Source organism: Alterluteimonas muca (assembly GCF_021191595.1).
Classification (GTDB): Bacteria; Pseudomonadota; Gammaproteobacteria; order Xanthomonadales; family Xanthomonadaceae; genus Luteimonas; species Luteimonas muca.
Map to the genome: position 1 here is coordinate 491,253 of NZ_JAIWPS010000002.1, position 15,723 is coordinate 506,975.

A 15,723-nucleotide genomic window follows, 5' to 3' on the forward strand; every position below is an offset into this window, starting at 1 on the left:
GCTACCATGGCACCCGACGCCACCTGTCCAGCGCACCGCATGCCCTATACCCCGATCCTCGCCACCCTGGGCTACGTGTTGTCCGCCGACGGCCGCCAGGTGCTGCTGATCCACCGCAACGCACGCGCCAGCGACCAGCACCTCGGCAAGTACAACGGCCTGGGCGGCAAGCTGGAGGCCGACGAGGACATCGCCGCCGGCATGCGCCGCGAGATCCTCGAGGAGGCCGGGATCACCTGCGACGCCATGCAGCTGCGCGGCACGATCAGCTGGCCCGGCTTCGGCAAGGGCGGCGAGGACTGGTTCGGCTTCGTGTTCCTCGTCACCCGCTACAGCGGCACACCGCACGCGTCCAACGTCGAAGGCACGCTGGAGTGGGTGGAGATCGAGCGGGTGCTGGAGCTGCCCATGTGGGAAGGCGACCGGCACTTCGTGCCGCTGGTGTTCGACGACGACCCGCGCGCCTTCCACATGGTGATGCCCTACCGCGACGGCCGCATGCTGTCGTGGTCGTGCTCGCGGTTCTGACCTTCAGCTTTCGACCCGGCCCGCGGGGTCGCTGATCTCGAGCCCGCGCAGGATCACCCCGGCCTGGGTGCGGTTGCGCGCGCCGAGCTTCTCGAAGATCGCCGACAGATGCGCCTTGACGGTGCGTTCCTGCACGTCGAGGCGATCGGCGATCTGCTTGTTGAGCAGGCCCTCGGCCACCAGTGCCAGCACGCGGAACTGCTGCGGGGTGAGGCTGGCCAGGCGCGCGGCGAGATCCGCATCGCCCGGGGCCGACTCCGCGCGCGAGACCGCACCGCGCAATGCCGGTGGCAGCCATTGCTGGCAGTCGAGCACGGCCCGGATCGCGTCGCGCATCTCGTCGAGGCCGGCGCTCTTGGGGATATAGCCCGCCGCGCCATGGTCGAGTGCACGACGCACGATCTGCGGATCCTCGTTGGCCGACACCAGCACCACCGCGACGGCGGGAAACTGCGCGCGCAATGCCGCCAGGCCGGCGAGACCGTGGTTGCCGGGCATATGCAGGTCCAGCAGCACGAGGTCGATGTCGGCGCGCGTTTCAAGCGTCGCCATCACGTCGTCGAGGGTGCCCGCCTCGCAGGTCTGGATGTCATCTGCGGCCTCGTCGGCCGCACCACGCAGCGCCGCGCGGAACAGCGGGTGGTCGTCGGCGATCAGCAGGGTCGGCATGGCGCGATTGTAGCCATCGCACCCGCCGGCGCCGGTGGTACCAAAGTACGATGCCGTGTTCGCGGCACGCTGCTAAGGTCCGGCCATGAACCCCAGATTCCTGCATCCCGCGGCCTGTGCCGGCGCGCTCCTCCTGGCCGCCTGCGCGTCCACCCCGCCATCGGCATCGCGAATGGATCCGGCCGTGTTCACTCCGATGTCCAGCAGCGTCCATCGCAACGGCGACGATCTTCTGAGCGCCGGGCTCGGTCTCGACGGCCTGCGCAACATGGCAGCACCGGCGTTCGCCGATGCCGCCGCGCCCACCGTCGCCGAACTGCGCAGGCGCGCGCTGTGGAGCAGCTGGCGAGGCATCGCCGACCTTCGCCCGGAAGGGGGCTATGGCAGCCTGTACGGCAGCGTGGCCGCGGTCCCGGGGCGCGAGTTCCATGCGCTGGCGACGGTGCCCGGGGCGCGCCATCCGCACCGCGTGATGCTGCAACTCCCGGATGCCTTCGATGCCGGGCGGCCCTGCGTGGTGGTGACCGCGTCTTCCGGCTCGCGCGGCATCTATGGCGCGATCGCGGTGGCGGGCGCATGGGGCCTCCCCAGAGGATGCGCGGTCGCCTACACCGACAAGGCCGCGGGCAGCGACTACTTCGACCTCGACGCGCGTCTGGGTATCGGCATGGACGGGCGCGTCGCGGCGCGCGACCAGCTGCTCGCCTTCGATCCGGGTGACGACGCACCGGCCAACGGGATCGCCTTCAAGCACGCCCATTCGGGCGACAACCCCGAAGCCGACTGGGGGCGCCATGTGCGCCAGGCCGGCGAGTTCGCACTGGCCGCGCTCAACGAGGCCCTGCCGGGCGCGGCGCCCTTCACCTTCGACAACACCCGTTTCATCGCGGTCGGCATTTCCAACGGTGGTGGCGCAGTGCTGCGCGCTGCCGAGGATGGTGACTGGCTCGACGCCGTGGTTGCCGGCGAGCCCAGCATCCACATCGACGCGCCCGGCGCGAGGCCGTTGTACGACTACACCACCGAAGCCTCGATGCTGATGCCGTGTGCGCTGGCGGCGCTCGAGGACCTGCCGCAGTCGCCGTTGTCCGCCCTGGCCACCGCGATGCGCGCGCCGCGCTGTGCGGCGTTGCGTGAGGCGGGCGTGCTCGAAGGCGACGACACCGCAGCGCAGGCCCGCTCCGCACTGGCCGCGCTCAACGCGTCCGGCTGGACCGACGAGGCGATCCGCGCGGCCGCACTCTCGGTGGACTTCGATCTCTACCGCGCGGTGGCGGTCACCTATGCCTCCGCCTACGGTCGCTACGGCGTTGGCGCGCATCCCTGCGGCCATACGTTCGCAGCGCAGAATCCCGATTTCAGCCCGCGTGCGGCCACCGCGGCCGAACGAGCCGCCTGGTGGAGCGACGCCAGCGGCATCCCGCCGGGAGCCGGTGTCGGCATCATGGATCCGGCGCTCGCACCGCCGGACCTCACCGGCACGGGAATCACCTGCCTGCGCGCGCTGTGGACCGGCGACGGCGTGGATGCGCAACGCGTGCGCACCGGCGTGCAGCAGCTCGCCTCGGCACCGCCGCGGGCGGGGCTGCCGGTGGTGCTTGTGCATGGTCGCGACGACGGCCTGATCCCGATCGCGTTCACCAGCGCCCCGTATGCCGCCGCCGCGCGTGCTGCCGGCCGCGACGTGCGCCTGTGGGAAGTCCGCAACGCCCAGCATTTCGATGGGTTCCTGGCGTTGCCGGATTACGCTGCCCGCTACGTGCCTTTGCTGCCCTACGTCTACGCCGCACTCGACCGCGTGCAGGCACATCTCGACGGGCAGGCCGGCCTGCCTGCCGACGCGGTCATCGAGACCCGACCGGGCGGCACGCTGGATGCGGCAGCGCTGGCGATCCCCGGACGTTAGCGTGCGCCACGCCACCGTCCGCTTCACAGGGGTTTCTGGCAGGCTGTGGGCATCCCACGAGTGACCCACGATGCCCCGATCCCGCCATTTCTCGATGCTGCGCGAGTTCCATCTCGCCGACTGGTTCACCCTCGCCAACGCCTTCTGCGGCACCGGCGCGATCTTCGCCGCGATGCGCTTCCTGCAGGACGGCGTGGTGCGCGATCTCATGATCGGCATGGCGCTGATCCCGCTGGCGTTCGTATTCGACGCGCTCGACGGGCGGGTGGCCCGCTGGCGCAAGGTCGCCTCCACGCTGGGCCGCGAGCTCGATTCGCTGGCCGACGTCATCTCCTTCGGCGTGGCCCCCGCGGCGCTCGCCTACGCCTGCGGATTGCAGGGCGGCTGGGACTGGGTGGTGCTGAGCTATTTCGTCGCCTGCGGTGTGAGCCGGCTGGCACGCTACAACGTCACCGCCGAGCAGCTTGCCGGTGACGAGGGCAAGGTGCGCTACTTCGAGGGCACGCCGATCCCCACCAGCCTCGCGCTGGTGATCGTGCTGGCGGTGGCCGCGTCGCAGGGGCGCATCGGTGAGTCCATCTGGCTCGGCCAGCTGCAGCTCGGGCCGTGGCAGCTGCATCCGCTGGTGCTGATGTTCGCGCTGTCGGGCACGCTGATGATCAGCAAGACGCTGCGCATCCCCAAGCCCTGACCGGCGCCGGGCTGGCGCGTCCGGAGCGACCGCGTCGCGGTAACGGGGAGATGCACCCGCGTTGCTATGATCGACGCGACGCCCGGAGGTCCCATGTCCCACGATGCATCCCAGCAGGCTTTCGCCGCGGCCGCGGCCGAATTCGACACCCTCGCACGCCGCTTCTGGGGCGCCTGGAGCGAGGCCCTGCAGCCCGCGACGGGGCAGGGTGGTCACGGCTTCGGTCAATCCGGATTCGGCCCCGGTGCGGCTGGCATGCCGGGCTTCGGCGCGGGTGCCGGGGTTCCGGGTTTCGCCGTCGCGGGCGCCGACCCGACGAGCTGGTGGGCGAACCTGGCGCAGGCCTCCGCTGCACAGCACGCCGCATCACGTTTCGATGGACTGGCACGGCAATGGTTCGCGCAGATGCAGCAGCTGGCCGCGCAGTTCGCCGGGCGCGACAGCAGCGCCGGCGAGGTCGTGGACGCCTGGAAGAAGATGCTCGCCAACAGCGGCGGCAATCCGTTCGCCCAGATGCTCGCAAGCGCGCAGCAACAGGCAGGCTCACTGGGACCGCAGGCATGGCTGGCCCAGGCGGCACCCTGGCTGCAGCGGATGCAGGGCGGCGCCGGCGACTGGCTGCAGACCCCGACGTTCGGCTTCGCACGGGAACACCAGGAGCGCTGGCAGGCGCTGGCACAGGCGCAGATCGAACTGCAGCAGAAAATGGAGGCGTACAACGCCCTGATGGCGCGGGTGACGCAGGACGGGCTCGCGATCTTCGAGCGCAAGCTGGCCGACCGCGAGGCGCCGGGCCTGCAGATCGATTCCCCGCGCGCGCTGTTCGACCTCTGGATCGACGCCGCCGAGGAGGCCTATGCACCGGTGGCGCTCGGCGAGGAATTCCGCCACGTCTATGCCGCGCTGGTGGACGCGCAGATGCGCGTGCGCCAGGGCGTACAGCGTGAGGTGGAACAGGTGTGCGCGCTGTTCGACATGCCGACCCGCACCGAGCTCGACGGCGCGCACCGCAAGGTCGTGGAGCTGGAGCGGCAGGTCCGCCGGCTGCGGGATGCCGTGGCGGCGCTGGCCGTTGGACACGGTGGGCAAGCAGGTGCGTCGACCCCCGGCAAGACCGGCAACGCCGGTGCGCGCAACCCGTCTCGTGGCAGATCCGGCGAGCCCGCGCCTGCGTCGCGTCGCCCTGGCCGCAAGCAGGCGGGCAAGACGAGCCGCGCAGCGACGCCGGCCCCCACGCGGGGCGAGGCGCAGGCCGCCGCAGGGCCTGCCGCCGGAGGTGGCGTGCCGCGCGGTTCGAAGGTCGCCGCGGGCGGCGCGGGGGCGAAGGGCAACAGGCCTGCCGGAACCCGGGTCACCAGGACGACAGGCGCACGCAGCAAGCCGGCCGCCCGCAAGGCCGCTGCCACCAGACGCCCGAAACGCGAGGTCGCAGTGGCCCCTGCGCGGGAGGGGCAACGCACGCTGTTCTCCGCGACGCATGCCATGCCCGCTGCACCGAAGCCACTGAAGAAGGGGAAGCGCTGACATGACCGGCCCACTCGACATCGGCCTGAACACCCTGATGCAGGAGGCGATGACCTTCCAGCAGAAGCTCGCCTCCGGCGCGCGCACCCTGCACGAGCTGGGCGACACCGGTTTCGGCGTCACCCCGCGCGAAGAGGTCTGGCGCGATGGCAAGGTCGTGCTGTACCGCTTCCGCGGCGAACAGGCGCCGACATCGAGGGTGCCGCTGCTGATCTGCTACGCACTGGTCAATCGCCCCTACATGGTGGACCTGCAGGCGGACCGCTCGATGGTGCGCAACCTGCTGGCGCTGGGACAGGACGTCTACATCATCGACTGGGGCTATCCGGACCGGTCCGACCGGTTCCTCACGCTCGAGGACTACATCGAGCGCTTCCTCGGCGGCGCGATCGACCATCTGCGCGACAGCCATGGCCTCGATGCGGTGAACCTGCTGGGCGTGTGCCAGGGTGGCACCTTCTCGCTGTGCTATGCCGCGCTGCATCCCGACCGCGTGCGCAACCTCGTCACCATGGTCACCCCGGTGGATTTCCATACCGACGACAACATGCTGTCGAACTGGACGCGCGAGATGGATGTCGACCTGTTCGTGGACACGCTCGGCAACGTGCCCGCCGACATGATGAACCTCTGCTACCTCACGCTGAAGCCGTGGCGGCTGTTCGTGCAGAAGTATGTCGGGCTGGTGGACATCCTCGACGACCGCAAGGCGGTGGAGGACTTCCTGCGCATGGAGAAGTGGATCTTCGATTCGCCCGACCAGGCCGGCGAAGCGTTCCGCCAGTTCGTGAAGCAGTTCTACCAGGGCAACGGCTTCGTCAACGGTGGCGTCACCATCGGTGACCAGGAAGTGCACCTGGGGCTGGTGGAGATGCCGGTGCTCAACATCTACGCAGAGCAGGATCACCTGGTGCCGCCTTCGGCATCACGGCCGATGCGCGGGCTGGTCGGGACCGATGATTATTCCGAGCTGTCGTTCCGCGGCGGCCATATCGGCATCTATGTCTCCGGTCGCGCGCAGAAGGAAGTGCCGACCGCGATCAATGAGTGGCTCACGGCCCGCTCGCGCTAGGACAGGACGGATGTCATGAACCCATCAAACAACAGGCCGACGCTGTCGCGTTCGATCAACGACCGTGTGCTTGCGGGAGTCCTGGGAGGCATCGCGCGCAGGATGGGCTGGAACCCGACCGCGGTGCGGCTGGGTTACATCGTGCTGTCCGTCCTTTCCGCGGCGTTCCCCGGCATCATCGTGTATCTCGTGCTCTGGCTGGTCATGCCGGAGGGCGACTGAGGCAATGCGGTTCCGGTCGCCCCCGGTACCGCGCTGTTGCAACCGGACACACGTGTCGTGACCCGATTGCCGCCTCTTCTGCGCATGCTCGCGCTGCTTGCCGGAGCGATCTGGACGCTGCCGAACACGCTGCTTGGCCTGATTGCCGGTGCGGCGGGGATGCTGGCTGGTGCGCGTCCCGGGTGGTCCCACCACGACCTCGCGCTGGTGTTCGCACGGTACCCGTGGGGCCCGGGTGGGGCGATGACGCTGGGCAACGTCATCCTGCAGACCGGTGATGACCTCGACGTCGCCTGCACCACCTACGCGCATCGCGCCGGCCTCTGCGTGGATCCGCACGTCCGCATCGGCGACCACGAGCGCGCCCACGTCTACCAGTACATGGCACTCGGCCCGCTGTTTCTACCGATCTACTTCGCCTGCGGCGGCGTCAGCGTGCGCAACCGCTTCGAGCGCGCCGCCGATCGGTATGCGATGACGGGGGAGGGATGGTGGCCCTGGCCGGCGGATGCACTTCCACGCCGCCGCGCGGGATGACCCGCGCTGTGGTGGTCCGACGGTCGCGGTAAAGGAGGGTTGCCGCCTCTAGTCGGCGCGAACGCGTTTCCACGCCGCGAGCAGCGCCTCGCGAAACGGAGCCGGAACCGTGTCTTCGTGCGGGGTCATGGCATGGCTGCCGCCAAATGGCGAGCCGCCGGGAGGTTCGACGACGGATTCCCCTTCGAGGACGAAGTCGCGATCGCGCGTGTGCAGCACCAGTTTGATCTGCCGTGGATCGATGCCACCGCCGCAGAACGTGCTGAACCCTACAAGGGTCTCGGCGAAGCCGTCACCGTCGAGGTCCTCGACACGCAAGACCTCATCGAGGAAGTGTCCGTCGAAATCCAGCCCCTCACACTCGACAACCTCGGTGTGCCGCCACGCCTCACGGAATGGCTGCGGCGCGTCCGGGGTCGCGAGGTGGTGGGCAGCGTGCAACGTCAACTGATCCACGACGCCGTCGTCGTCGCTACGTGTCGTGGAGTGCTGCCCGAGCAGCAGGGTGTTGTCGCCAGCGGCATCGGTGTAGCGGAGCGCACGGTCGACGCTGCTCGCCGTCGCCGGCAGCGCGGGGGACGCCACGTCGATGTCCTCGACCTGCATGGTGGTATCCCGGTCGGAATGAGCCCAGTCCATCGACATCGGCGGGTTGCTATCACCACAGGCGGCCAGCACGGCCAGGAGCATCGAGCATCCAAGCCTGCGAACACGTCGCTGCATCAGAGCGTCAGGACGCATGTTGTGAGCAATCAATGGTTCCTCGCCCGTCAGCCGTTCTGTCCTTTGGCATCTTCCCACCCCAACAATGATGCGATCCGCTCCTTTTCCTTCGTCCAGTCATTCTTCCGATTCTCCGGGATCAACTCATTGATGCATCCCACTGCCTATCGGCCCCGACCACTCGCTTTCGTGCTTGACGATGAGGTGCGATAGCGCCTGTGCCAGCCATGTCTTTGCAGAGGGCGGCGTATTTTGTTAGAGGTGATCTCAAGCGAGGTCGGACGCACTCATTGCTCGGAGACGTCCCCCGACAGCAGACTTCGCCGCACGTTCTGCTGCCCCACCCGAAGCTGAATTTCGTCCGGTTCCAGCCGGTCCTAATGACGGGCGTCACCACCACTTGCGCACGGCGGTCTCTAACAGGCCCGCCCTTCGCTTAGACGGCCTCGGCCACCCGCTGGCTAGCTTGCAGGCGATGGACAGGAACCTCTCGGCCCTTCGGGGTCAGGCGAGCATTCTCATGCATGGTTGTTGCCCTCGCGGATGGGAGGGGTTCACCCCCGTTTTCACGGACACTTACGAGAAGGCCGATCAAGGCCATGAGGAGTGTTCATGTCGAAGCGAAGGAAGTTCAGTGCGGAGTTCAAGCGCGGTGCTGTTGAGCAGGCAAGCCAGCCGGGCGTCAGCTGCGCCCAGGTGGCCCGGGAGCTGGGGATTCGCGACACCCTGCTGACCCGCTGGAAGCGGGAGGCGCAGAGCCAGGGCAAGGTGGCCTTCGGTGGCACCGGGACGCCCCGGGACGAGGAGCTGGCCGGGCTCAAGCGCGAGTTGGCCCGGGTGAAGAAGGAACGCGATTTTTTGCGAGAAGCGGCGACGTTCTTTGCCAAGGGATCGTCCTGAGGTATCAGGCGATCGAACGTTGCCGCGATGAGTTTCCAGTGCGACTGATGTGTCGTTGCCTGCGGGTCTCGGCCAGCGGTTACTACGACTGGAGTAAGCGCTTGCCCAGTGCCCGGGAGCGCGACAACCAGCGCTTGCTCGGCCGGATCCGTGAGTTGCATGAGGACAGCCGGGGCACATTGGGCGCCGGCCGGATGCATGAAGACCTTGCCGAGGAAGGCGAGACGGCGAGCCTGAACCGGGTGGCGCGTCTGATGGCGACCGATGGCCTGCAAGGTTGGCCGCGACCGAAGCGGCGAGGCCAGCGCGGCAAGCCGGCGCTGACGCCGCCGGGTGTGCGCAACCTGCTGGAGCGGGACTTCACCGCGTTGGAGCCGGAGACCAGGTGGGTCACCGACATCACCGAGCTCAAGACCCGGCAAGGCAAGCTGTACCTGTGCATCGTGCTGGACCTGTTTGACCAGCGGGTGGTGGGGTGGTCAATGCATCATCGTCAGGATCGTCAGATGGTGATCAGGGCCGTGCAGATGGCGGTCTGGCAGCGCCAAGGCAGCCATCCGCTGATCCTGCACTCCGACCGTGGCAGCCAGTTCCGAAGCGGCGACTACCAGCGTTACCTGGCGGCCAACGGCTTGGTGTGCTCGATGAGCGCGGTGGGCCACTGCGGTGACAACGCCGCGTGCGAAGGCTTCTTCGGCCTGCTCAAGCGCGAGCGGGTCTACCGCATGACCTACCCAACGCTCGATGCCGCGAGGGCGGATGTGTTCGAATACATCGAGCGGTTCCACAACCCGAGGATGCGACGAAGGGTCGCCAGGCAAGACCAGAAGTTCTCAGCCCTTTTACAACCGTCCGTGATTTCGGGGTAGAACCCCAGAAAGTTCTACTCATCGGGTGTCTACCGGTCGGGGAAGCTTACGCCGACATCATGGAACACCAGCGGGTACCGTCGTGTTCGGTGATCGCCGTCAAGGAAGGTCTGATCAAAGCGCCCTGATACCTGAATTTCCGCCTCGAACGCTCGATCGGCCTTGATTCGGTCGAAATCATGCCGTTTCCGGCACCTTTCGACGGATTTCCCCGTCCAGCAGGCGGATTTACCCCGCCGCTTGCAGCAAAGCTCGCCGCGTCATCCACAGGTTCGACAGCGCGAACAGCGTCAGCACCTGCGCCGTGTTCTTCGCCAAGCCGCGGTAGCTCACCTTGGTGTAGCCGAACTGCCGCTTCACCACCCGGAACGGGTGTTCGACCTTCGCCCGCACGCTCGCCTTGAAGCGCTCCCAGCGTTCGGCGTACTTGCGCTCGCGCTTGTTCTTGATCGTACGCAGCTTCGACGGCTTCTCCGCGATCCAGAATGCAGCCTCAACGCCCTGCAGCTCCTCGCGCTTGTCCGCACCGGTGTAGCCACTGTCCCCGCACACCGTGCCCTCCTTGCCGTGCAGCAGCTTGTGCACCTGCGTTACGTCGCTCACGTTTGCTGCCGTGCATTCCACGTGGTGCACCAGACCCGACTCTTCATCCACGCCAATGTGCGCCTTCATACCGAAGTGCCACTGATTGCCCTTCTTCGTCTGGTGCATTTCCGGATCGCGCTCGCGGTCCTTGTTCTTGGTCGAGCTCGGTGCCGCGATGATCGTGGCATCCACGATCGTGCCCGCCTTCAGGCTCTGGCCCTTGCGCGCCAGGTGAGCGTTCACGCGCTCCAGGAGCTGCGGCGCCAGATCATGCGTCTCCAGCAGCCGGCGGAAGTTGAGGATCGTGGTCTCGTCCGGGATGTTGTCCAGCCCGCTGAGGCGGGCGAAGCGGCGCATCACCGCCGTGTCGTACAGCGCCTCTTCCATGGCCGGGTCACTGAGCGCGTACCACTGCTGCAGGAAGTGGATGCGCAACATCGTCGCGATCGGATAGGGCTGGCGGCCGGGACGACCCATCTTCGGATAGTGCGGCTCGATCAGCTTCAGCAGCGCCGACCACGGCACCACCTGCTCCATCTCCGCCAGGAAGATCTCCTTGCGGGTCCGCTTGCGCTTGCCCAGGCCCTCGGCATCACCGAACGTCAGCTGCATCGATCGTCAACCTCGTTGTGGTGCGCTATTGTCGCCCAGTTGGGTCGAGTTGCTCAGACCTTCCTCAACGCCTGATGGGCAGTGCGCGGGTGCCTTCGGGAATGTGAGGGTTGCGGTTGGGGTCGGCGTCGGAGGCACCGTCACCAACCACGTAGGTGACTTCACCCCAGGAGAACGGCCTCGGATCGTCGGGTGTCTGCCGATAGCTTTTCCAGTCCTGCGTCGGCACGGGGCGTCGCAGGCCGTGGTGTGCAGGCGGGTGCGCAGTTGCCCGGGCGTGTCATCGATCACCCACTGCTGGGTCCCGCCGCCGTCGTGACCCCGCGTATGCAGGCCGCTCAGTGTGCCCGGATGGTTGGCCCCGCCATCGATGCCGGCTGCAAACGGTGGTGCGACATCGCCGTTGTAGAGCTGGCCGGTGATGCGCGGCTGGTCGATGTCGCCATGCAGGAACTCGACCAGCACTTCCGCGCCGATGCGTGGCAGGAAGTGGCTGCCCCAGTTCGGGCCGGCCAGCCATTCGGCCACCGGCACCCAGGCCGTCTATTGCTCAGGGGCATCCTCGTGGCCATCCATGGCGGGACCAGCGCGCCGGCTTGCGCATCCACCGGTCCGGCCATCCTTGGCCGGGCGTTCGAGCCCGCCGCGGGCAGTGCCCGCGAAGCGCGCGCTCTCACCCAGGCCAACTGGATGCGCACCTGGTGGTCGCGGTTGGGGCTGGCGGGGCCTCGGGCAGGCAAGCCGACCACGCGGGCGGTCTGGGGCCGTGCACGCGCGGGCGATCCTGCGGCCGCGGGGGCCGCCGGCACCTCGGCCGGAATGGCGACATCGCGGGTGTGTCGTCGCCTTCGAGGCCAGCCGGCATCGGGCCGCGCTATGGTAGTTGTGAGTGGGGTCAAAGGCGGTCTGGGCTCGGCAGACCACGCTGAATTTCTCAACCTATTACTAGACGTGAAACAAAATTCAAATATGTAATTCCTCTCACGCTTTTATCTTGAAAAATTAGGTCAGTTTGGAGGGGGCGCCATTTCCTTGCTGCTGCAGTATTGAGCGAGGTCTTCGTCATTATCAGGAGGGCCGTAGGTGAGAGCTCTCTCATCCCATGTCAATCGGTAGCGGCGAGACACAACGTCCTGTCTCGAATCATCAAAGCAATCACGAGAAGCGCTGATCTCGCGCCATCCCGAGGAGGTGTCATCTGTAGGCTCAACTGAAGTCATGAACGAATCGAGTACTTTGACATATCCACCAGCGGGACATGCTGCATAGCCAAGGAAATGGATGACGTCATGGTTGCCATATGCACCCGTGAAATCACGAATCAGAAAGTCAGGATGGCCGTCATAATTCAGATCTGGTCTGCCAACCTCGAATGTCCGTCCGGCTTCAGCGGAATAGAGGCAGTCCCCGACGCCATCGTGGCGACAGATGCTCACACCATCGTTCTCTAGCGTTTGTATCTCCATCAGAGTCTCTGCAGCCGCGGTGGCACAGGGATGGTTCGCCACGGCTGGTTCCGGAGTGGTCGTATGGGCAGGGGGGGGAGTGCAAGCGACCAGTGAAAGGGCGATTAATGGTATATAGGAACGAGACATGCCATCAGATCCCAAGCGTGTCGAGGTTGAACGAGTTTCGCTCTGTTCGTAGGTTGCCAAGTTCGTTGCCGAGAATGTAGGCCCTGCCGTTCCGACCAGCATAATTCGGCCATTGTGAAAGCGCGGTTTGAGTAGTGTTGACTTGATTGGCATCGACAAGAAGTTGGGTCAACAACGCTGTTTCGTGGTCATCTGTCCACTGTGCTGGGGCGAGATTCCACTCGATACGTGGTGAGCCGGAAATGGCATTGGCGATACTGGTACGAATGCGAGCGCCGGTGACATGTGCGGGGCGAAAGATATGCCACCTTAAGATGACGGCGTTGGCGCGTTCCGAAGTAAAAATTTCGCCCATCGTAGTATTGATGGTGACGCCGCCCGAGTTGATGTTGACGTTAGACGAGCGGATGTCTCGGATTCGCATGCGGACCATGTCCCACATAGAAGTGCGTACGGTTTCAACCGTCCGTCCGGCCATGACCCATCGAAAGAACCAGTGCCAGTTTTTGAAGTAAGCGGCCTCGTCTGCAGAACGATCAAACTCCTGAAGCTGTGCAAGATTATCATGGGCCCGGTTGGGCTCGGTGCCTTCTACATGCACACGGGCCCAGCCCGCATACTTTAACTGACCTCTAAGCCAAAGAGGTCCCGAGTTCTGTCCGACCCATGGCTCTGAAGGATATAGCCCGAAATTTCCGTATGCTTGTCGGTAATCTTCCAAGTTTCGATGCATCACGTAGGCAAGGAACCCTGGAAGCTCTCCATTGTCATAACCGCCATCGGGGAGTACACCAAGTGTCCAGTGGCAAGGGCCTAGAGAGACGATAGCGTCATCGTAGGCATTGACTGAATCGAATGCGCCCATGCATTCCTGTTCAGCTGTTGCGCGCACTACACGGTAGGTTGAGGCAGTGGCGTTATCAGGCAGCAGTGCGAGGGCGGTTGTTGTGGTGGCATCGTTAATTAGATGCTGTGGAAGCATTTCTGCCTCCTCTCGCCATGTGTGCCCTGGTACCAGGCTTGCAGGGCCACCCCAATTTCCAAACGCGGAATAAGTTCCGAGGACGTGATAATCGCCCGCTTCTCGGGTGTCGGGGTAGGTGTAATAATTACTGAAATCGCGGTAGAAGATCCTGGGGGCGCCGCTCGTCATTTCGTTGTGGCGCCAGATGTTGACGCCATTACTGAAGGTCGTGGTGCGCGCTCCACGATTGACGTTCCAAGCCTCAACGACTACTGGGCACCGATAGCTGTTATCGAGCCAGTGGCGGATTGCATTACGCGTATCCGCATTGACGACACCGCTGATCGGGCCGGTATAGGGAGACGCATTTTCGACCTGTCTCAAGGTGCTGACATAATATGACACAGGTGGGGTCTCTCCTGGGACAGTGCCCAGTACAGCGACTTCGGAGGCGCCCTCTCCGGCATTAGGATCGCCAGTCAGCTCGTGCAGCCGAGCCACGTCGAGTGCGGCGACGCGTTCCATACGTGAGTAGATCTGGAACTCGCGCACGGCCCATTGAGTATAGCGACCGAAGTCACCGTCCGGCGACGAAATGACGGCAAAGCCCAGCTCGCGCAGATCTCGTTGGAGTTGCTGGACATGTCCTGGAACTGCGACGGTCGCGCCGCCTGCACCCATGGGTGTCTGAACGTTCTGCGCTAAAGGTGGTGGATTGTCGCGACCTCCCCAACGTGGTGGCCTGTTACTGGTTGGGCTCCCGTCATGGTCGCCACGTTGCAGATCATGGTTTCCGTACAGCACTGAGTCCATTCTCCCGTCAGATGTCGTGACCAGAGCCAAGCGTGGTCAATGACGTCCCTTGCAATCCCGATGCTGTTGAACGGCTCCTGCTTTCTTGGAATCGGCGCCAGGCAGCCTTGCTTCTAGGGCCAAAGTCACCGTCTAGCGCGCCGGTATAGAAGCCCAAATTCTTCAGTCTGGACTGGATGCCGACGTGCTTTGAGGTCTGGTGCTGCCGCTTCAGATCCAGATCCCAACTCCAGGGGCCATGTTCTTTGCCGAATGGGTACACGATGAATTTGCCGTTCTTCACGCCCTTGGGGACATCCACCATGACCGTCCCATCGGACGGTAATATCCCTTCAATCGTTTTTCCCCCAATCTCAAGCCGATAGGGTTTGCCTCCGAGCGATTCACCGCCGTACTGGGTTTGGGTCCGAATCGCCAACATCTCAGGCGGTACGACGATTTCGTGTGGCATGTGATCAGGGATGGCAGGGTTCGTTTCAGCCCCGCGGAACGGATGCTGGCTCGCCTTCACCGTGAACTCGCCGGGGCATTCGAACGTGATGTCGCCGCCTTCGAGCACCACGCGTGACTGTCCGGCCTGCAGCACGATCTTCTGCTGCGCGAGGACATCAATGCGGTCGTCGGTTGCGGTGAGGGTGACGGACTGGTCGGCCAGCAGCTCGAGTTCGCCGGTATGCGCCTGCAGGCTGACCGGGCCATTGGCGGCGATGGCGCGGAAGGGGCCGGCATGCGCGTACAGCGCGGTGTGCTGGCCGCTGACCCATGACGCGGTGTGGCCGGCGGCGATGTGGGCGTCGTCCTGCACGGTGATGTGCATCGTGCCGCCGGCGTAGGCGATGGCGCTCTTCGGGGTCACGAGGGCGATCGATTCCGGCGACTCGGCGATGAGCCTTGCGCCGGCGAACCGCTCGACCGGCTCGTCTCCGGGTTGGCGACCGCCGCCGTCGGGCTTCATCGCGGGCTGCCCGGCCACGTTGCCTCGATAGGCGCCATCGACATCGGGATCCACTGCCTCGCGCAGCGCGACGAGTCGTTCGTTGGCATCGAGGCCTGGCACGGCCTGCTGACGGAGCGTGTCATGCAGCGCTTCGGCGGTGCGTTCGGCGCCCTTGAGTTGCGCCACCGCTTCTGCCATGTCCATCTGCGTGGATGCGCCATCCGGGCGTGCAGTCGTCGACAGCAGCAGGCCTTGCGCTGCGTGCACGTTGCCCCAGCCCGCCGTGGCAAGTTCCACACCTTGTCCGCGCAGACTGCCGCGATGGTGGTCGCCGTGCTCGATCAGGTAGCCGAGTTCCAGCCGGCTGTCGGCCAGCGTGGTGTGCAGGCGGGTGCGCAGTTGCCCGGGCGTGTCATCGATCACCCACTGCTGGGTCCCGCCGCCGTCGTGACCCCGCGTATGCAGGCCGCTCAGTGTGCCCGGATGGTTGGCCCCGCCATCGATGCCGGCTGCAAACGGTGGTGCGACATCGCCGTTGTAGAGCTGGCCGGTGATGCGCGGCTGGTCGATGTCGCC

At 65.6% G+C, this 15,723-nt stretch carries 15 protein-coding genes; 8 read left to right on the forward strand and 7 right to left on the reverse strand.

What is annotated here, in order from left to right; all coding sequences use genetic code 11:
• The first annotated feature begins 39 nt into the window (after nt 1-39).
• Nucleotides 40-528, forward strand: a complete 489-nt coding sequence (locus tag LDO11_RS05540) for an NUDIX hydrolase (RefSeq protein WP_232140644.1) — start codon at nt 40-42, stop codon at nt 526-528.
• A 3-nt stretch (nt 529-531) separates the two neighbouring features.
• Here LDO11_RS05540 and LDO11_RS05545 read toward each other — a convergent pair whose 3' ends face one another.
• Nucleotides 532-1,197 (reverse strand): response regulator transcription factor, encoded by a 666-nt coding sequence (locus LDO11_RS05545; RefSeq protein ID WP_232140645.1) that lies wholly within the window; start codon nt 1,195-1,197, stop codon nt 532-534.
• A gap of 85 nt (nt 1,198-1,282) precedes the next feature.
• Here LDO11_RS05545 and LDO11_RS05550 point away from each other — a divergent pair, with 85 nt between their 5' ends.
• The 6 genes from LDO11_RS05550 (at nt 1,283) to LDO11_RS05575 (ending at nt 7,149) form a co-directional block, all read left to right on the forward strand.
• A complete protein-coding gene (locus LDO11_RS05550; protein ID WP_255683276.1) occupies nt 1,283-3,103 on the forward strand; it encodes a 3-hydroxybutyrate oligomer hydrolase family protein in 1,821 nt (606 codons plus the stop codon).
• Nucleotides 3,104-3,173: 70 nt separating this feature from the next.
• Nucleotides 3,174-3,794 carry a CDP-diacylglycerol--serine O-phosphatidyltransferase gene (gene pssA, locus LDO11_RS05555; RefSeq protein WP_232140647.1) on the forward strand — a complete coding sequence of 207 codons (621 nt, stop codon included), beginning with the start codon at nt 3,174-3,176 and terminating at the stop codon, nt 3,792-3,794.
• A 93-nt stretch (nt 3,795-3,887) separates the two neighbouring features.
• Nucleotides 3,888-5,318 (forward strand): class III poly(R)-hydroxyalkanoic acid synthase subunit PhaE, encoded by a 1,431-nt coding sequence (gene phaE, locus LDO11_RS05560; protein ID WP_232140648.1) that lies wholly within the window; start codon nt 3,888-3,890, stop codon nt 5,316-5,318.
• A gap of 1 nt (nt 5,319) precedes the next feature.
• The gene (locus LDO11_RS05565) at nt 5,320-6,390 is read left to right on the forward strand and encodes a class III poly(R)-hydroxyalkanoic acid synthase subunit PhaC (protein ID WP_129136122.1); all 1,071 of its coding nucleotides are present in this window, start codon (nt 5,320-5,322) and stop codon (nt 6,388-6,390) included.
• A 15-nt stretch (nt 6,391-6,405) separates the two neighbouring features.
• Complete coding sequence (locus LDO11_RS05570; RefSeq protein ID WP_232140649.1) at nt 6,406-6,612, forward strand: PspC domain-containing protein; 207 nt, start codon at nt 6,406-6,408, stop codon at nt 6,610-6,612.
• Between the two features lie 84 nt (nt 6,613-6,696).
• Complete coding sequence (locus LDO11_RS05575; RefSeq protein ID WP_435574609.1) at nt 6,697-7,149, forward strand: hypothetical protein; 453 nt, start codon at nt 6,697-6,699, stop codon at nt 7,147-7,149.
• A gap of 48 nt (nt 7,150-7,197) precedes the next feature.
• Here the strand turns inward: LDO11_RS05575 and LDO11_RS05580 are convergent, their stop codons facing one another.
• Nucleotides 7,198-7,839 (reverse strand): M949_RS01915 family surface polysaccharide biosynthesis protein, encoded by a 642-nt coding sequence (locus tag LDO11_RS05580; protein ID WP_232140650.1) that lies wholly within the window; start codon nt 7,837-7,839, stop codon nt 7,198-7,200.
• 645 nt (nt 7,840-8,484) lie between these two features.
• On the opposite strand from LDO11_RS05580, the gene LDO11_RS05585 reads away from it, so the two are divergent.
• Nucleotides 8,485-9,641 (forward strand): IS3 family transposase gene (locus LDO11_RS05585; protein WP_232140651.1). Its coding sequence is split into 2 segments (ribosomal slippage): nt 8,485-8,725 and nt 8,725-9,641, totalling 1,158 coding nucleotides; the frame shifts between segments, so codons are not numbered across the junction.
• A 228-nt stretch (nt 9,642-9,869) separates the two neighbouring features.
• On the opposite strand, the gene LDO11_RS05590 is transcribed toward LDO11_RS05585, so the two are convergent.
• The 5 genes from LDO11_RS05590 to LDO11_RS05610 form a co-directional block, all read right to left on the reverse strand.
• The gene (locus LDO11_RS05590) at nt 9,870-10,838 is read right to left on the reverse strand and encodes an IS5 family transposase (RefSeq protein WP_232140652.1); all 969 of its coding nucleotides are present in this window, start codon (nt 10,836-10,838) and stop codon (nt 9,870-9,872) included.
• A gap of 6 nt (nt 10,839-10,844) precedes the next feature.
• Nucleotides 10,845-11,372, reverse strand: a complete 528-nt coding sequence (locus LDO11_RS15910; protein WP_435574604.1) for a phage baseplate assembly protein V — start codon at nt 11,370-11,372, stop codon at nt 10,845-10,847.
• Between the two features lie 473 nt (nt 11,373-11,845).
• Complete coding sequence (locus LDO11_RS05600; protein WP_232140653.1) at nt 11,846-12,346, reverse strand: hypothetical protein; 501 nt, start codon at nt 12,344-12,346, stop codon at nt 11,846-11,848.
• Between the two features lie 91 nt (nt 12,347-12,437).
• Complete coding sequence (locus LDO11_RS05605; RefSeq protein WP_232140654.1) at nt 12,438-14,078, reverse strand: peptidoglycan-binding domain-containing protein; 1,641 nt, start codon at nt 14,076-14,078, stop codon at nt 12,438-12,440.
• A 139-nt stretch (nt 14,079-14,217) separates the two neighbouring features.
• The coding region (locus LDO11_RS05610; protein ID WP_232140655.1) for a DUF2345 domain-containing protein at nt 14,218-15,723 on the reverse strand (1,506 nt) is incomplete at its 5' end.

Excerpts from the sequence above, each read along its gene's own strand:
- LDO11_RS05540 (WP_232140644.1), top strand. The coding sequence starts at position 40 with ATGCCCTATACCCCGATCCTCGCCACCCTGGGCTACGTGTTGTCCGCC.
- LDO11_RS05545 (WP_232140645.1), bottom strand. The coding sequence starts at position 1,197 with ATGCCGACCCTGCTGATCGCCGACGACCACCCGCTGTTCCGCGCGGCG.
- LDO11_RS05550 (WP_255683276.1), top strand. The coding sequence starts at position 1,283 with ATGAACCCCAGATTCCTGCATCCCGCGGCCTGTGCCGGCGCGCTCCTC.
- pssA (WP_232140647.1), top strand. The coding sequence starts at position 3,174 with ATGCCCCGATCCCGCCATTTCTCGATGCTGCGCGAGTTCCATCTCGCC.
- phaE (WP_232140648.1), top strand. The coding sequence starts at position 3,888 with ATGTCCCACGATGCATCCCAGCAGGCTTTCGCCGCGGCCGCGGCCGAA.
- LDO11_RS05565 (WP_129136122.1), top strand. The coding sequence starts at position 5,320 with ATGACCGGCCCACTCGACATCGGCCTGAACACCCTGATGCAGGAGGCG.
- LDO11_RS05570 (WP_232140649.1), top strand. The coding sequence starts at position 6,406 with ATGAACCCATCAAACAACAGGCCGACGCTGTCGCGTTCGATCAACGAC.
- LDO11_RS05575 (WP_435574609.1), top strand. The coding sequence starts at position 6,697 with ATGCTCGCGCTGCTTGCCGGAGCGATCTGGACGCTGCCGAACACGCTG.
- LDO11_RS05580 (WP_232140650.1), bottom strand. The coding sequence starts at position 7,839 with ATGCTCCTGGCCGTGCTGGCCGCCTGTGGTGATAGCAACCCGCCGATG.
- LDO11_RS05590 (WP_232140652.1), bottom strand. The coding sequence starts at position 10,838 with ATGCAGCTGACGTTCGGTGATGCCGAGGGCCTGGGCAAGCGCAAGCGG.
- LDO11_RS05605 (WP_232140654.1), bottom strand. The coding sequence starts at position 14,078 with ATGGGTGCAGGCGGCGCGACCGTCGCAGTTCCAGGACATGTCCAGCAA.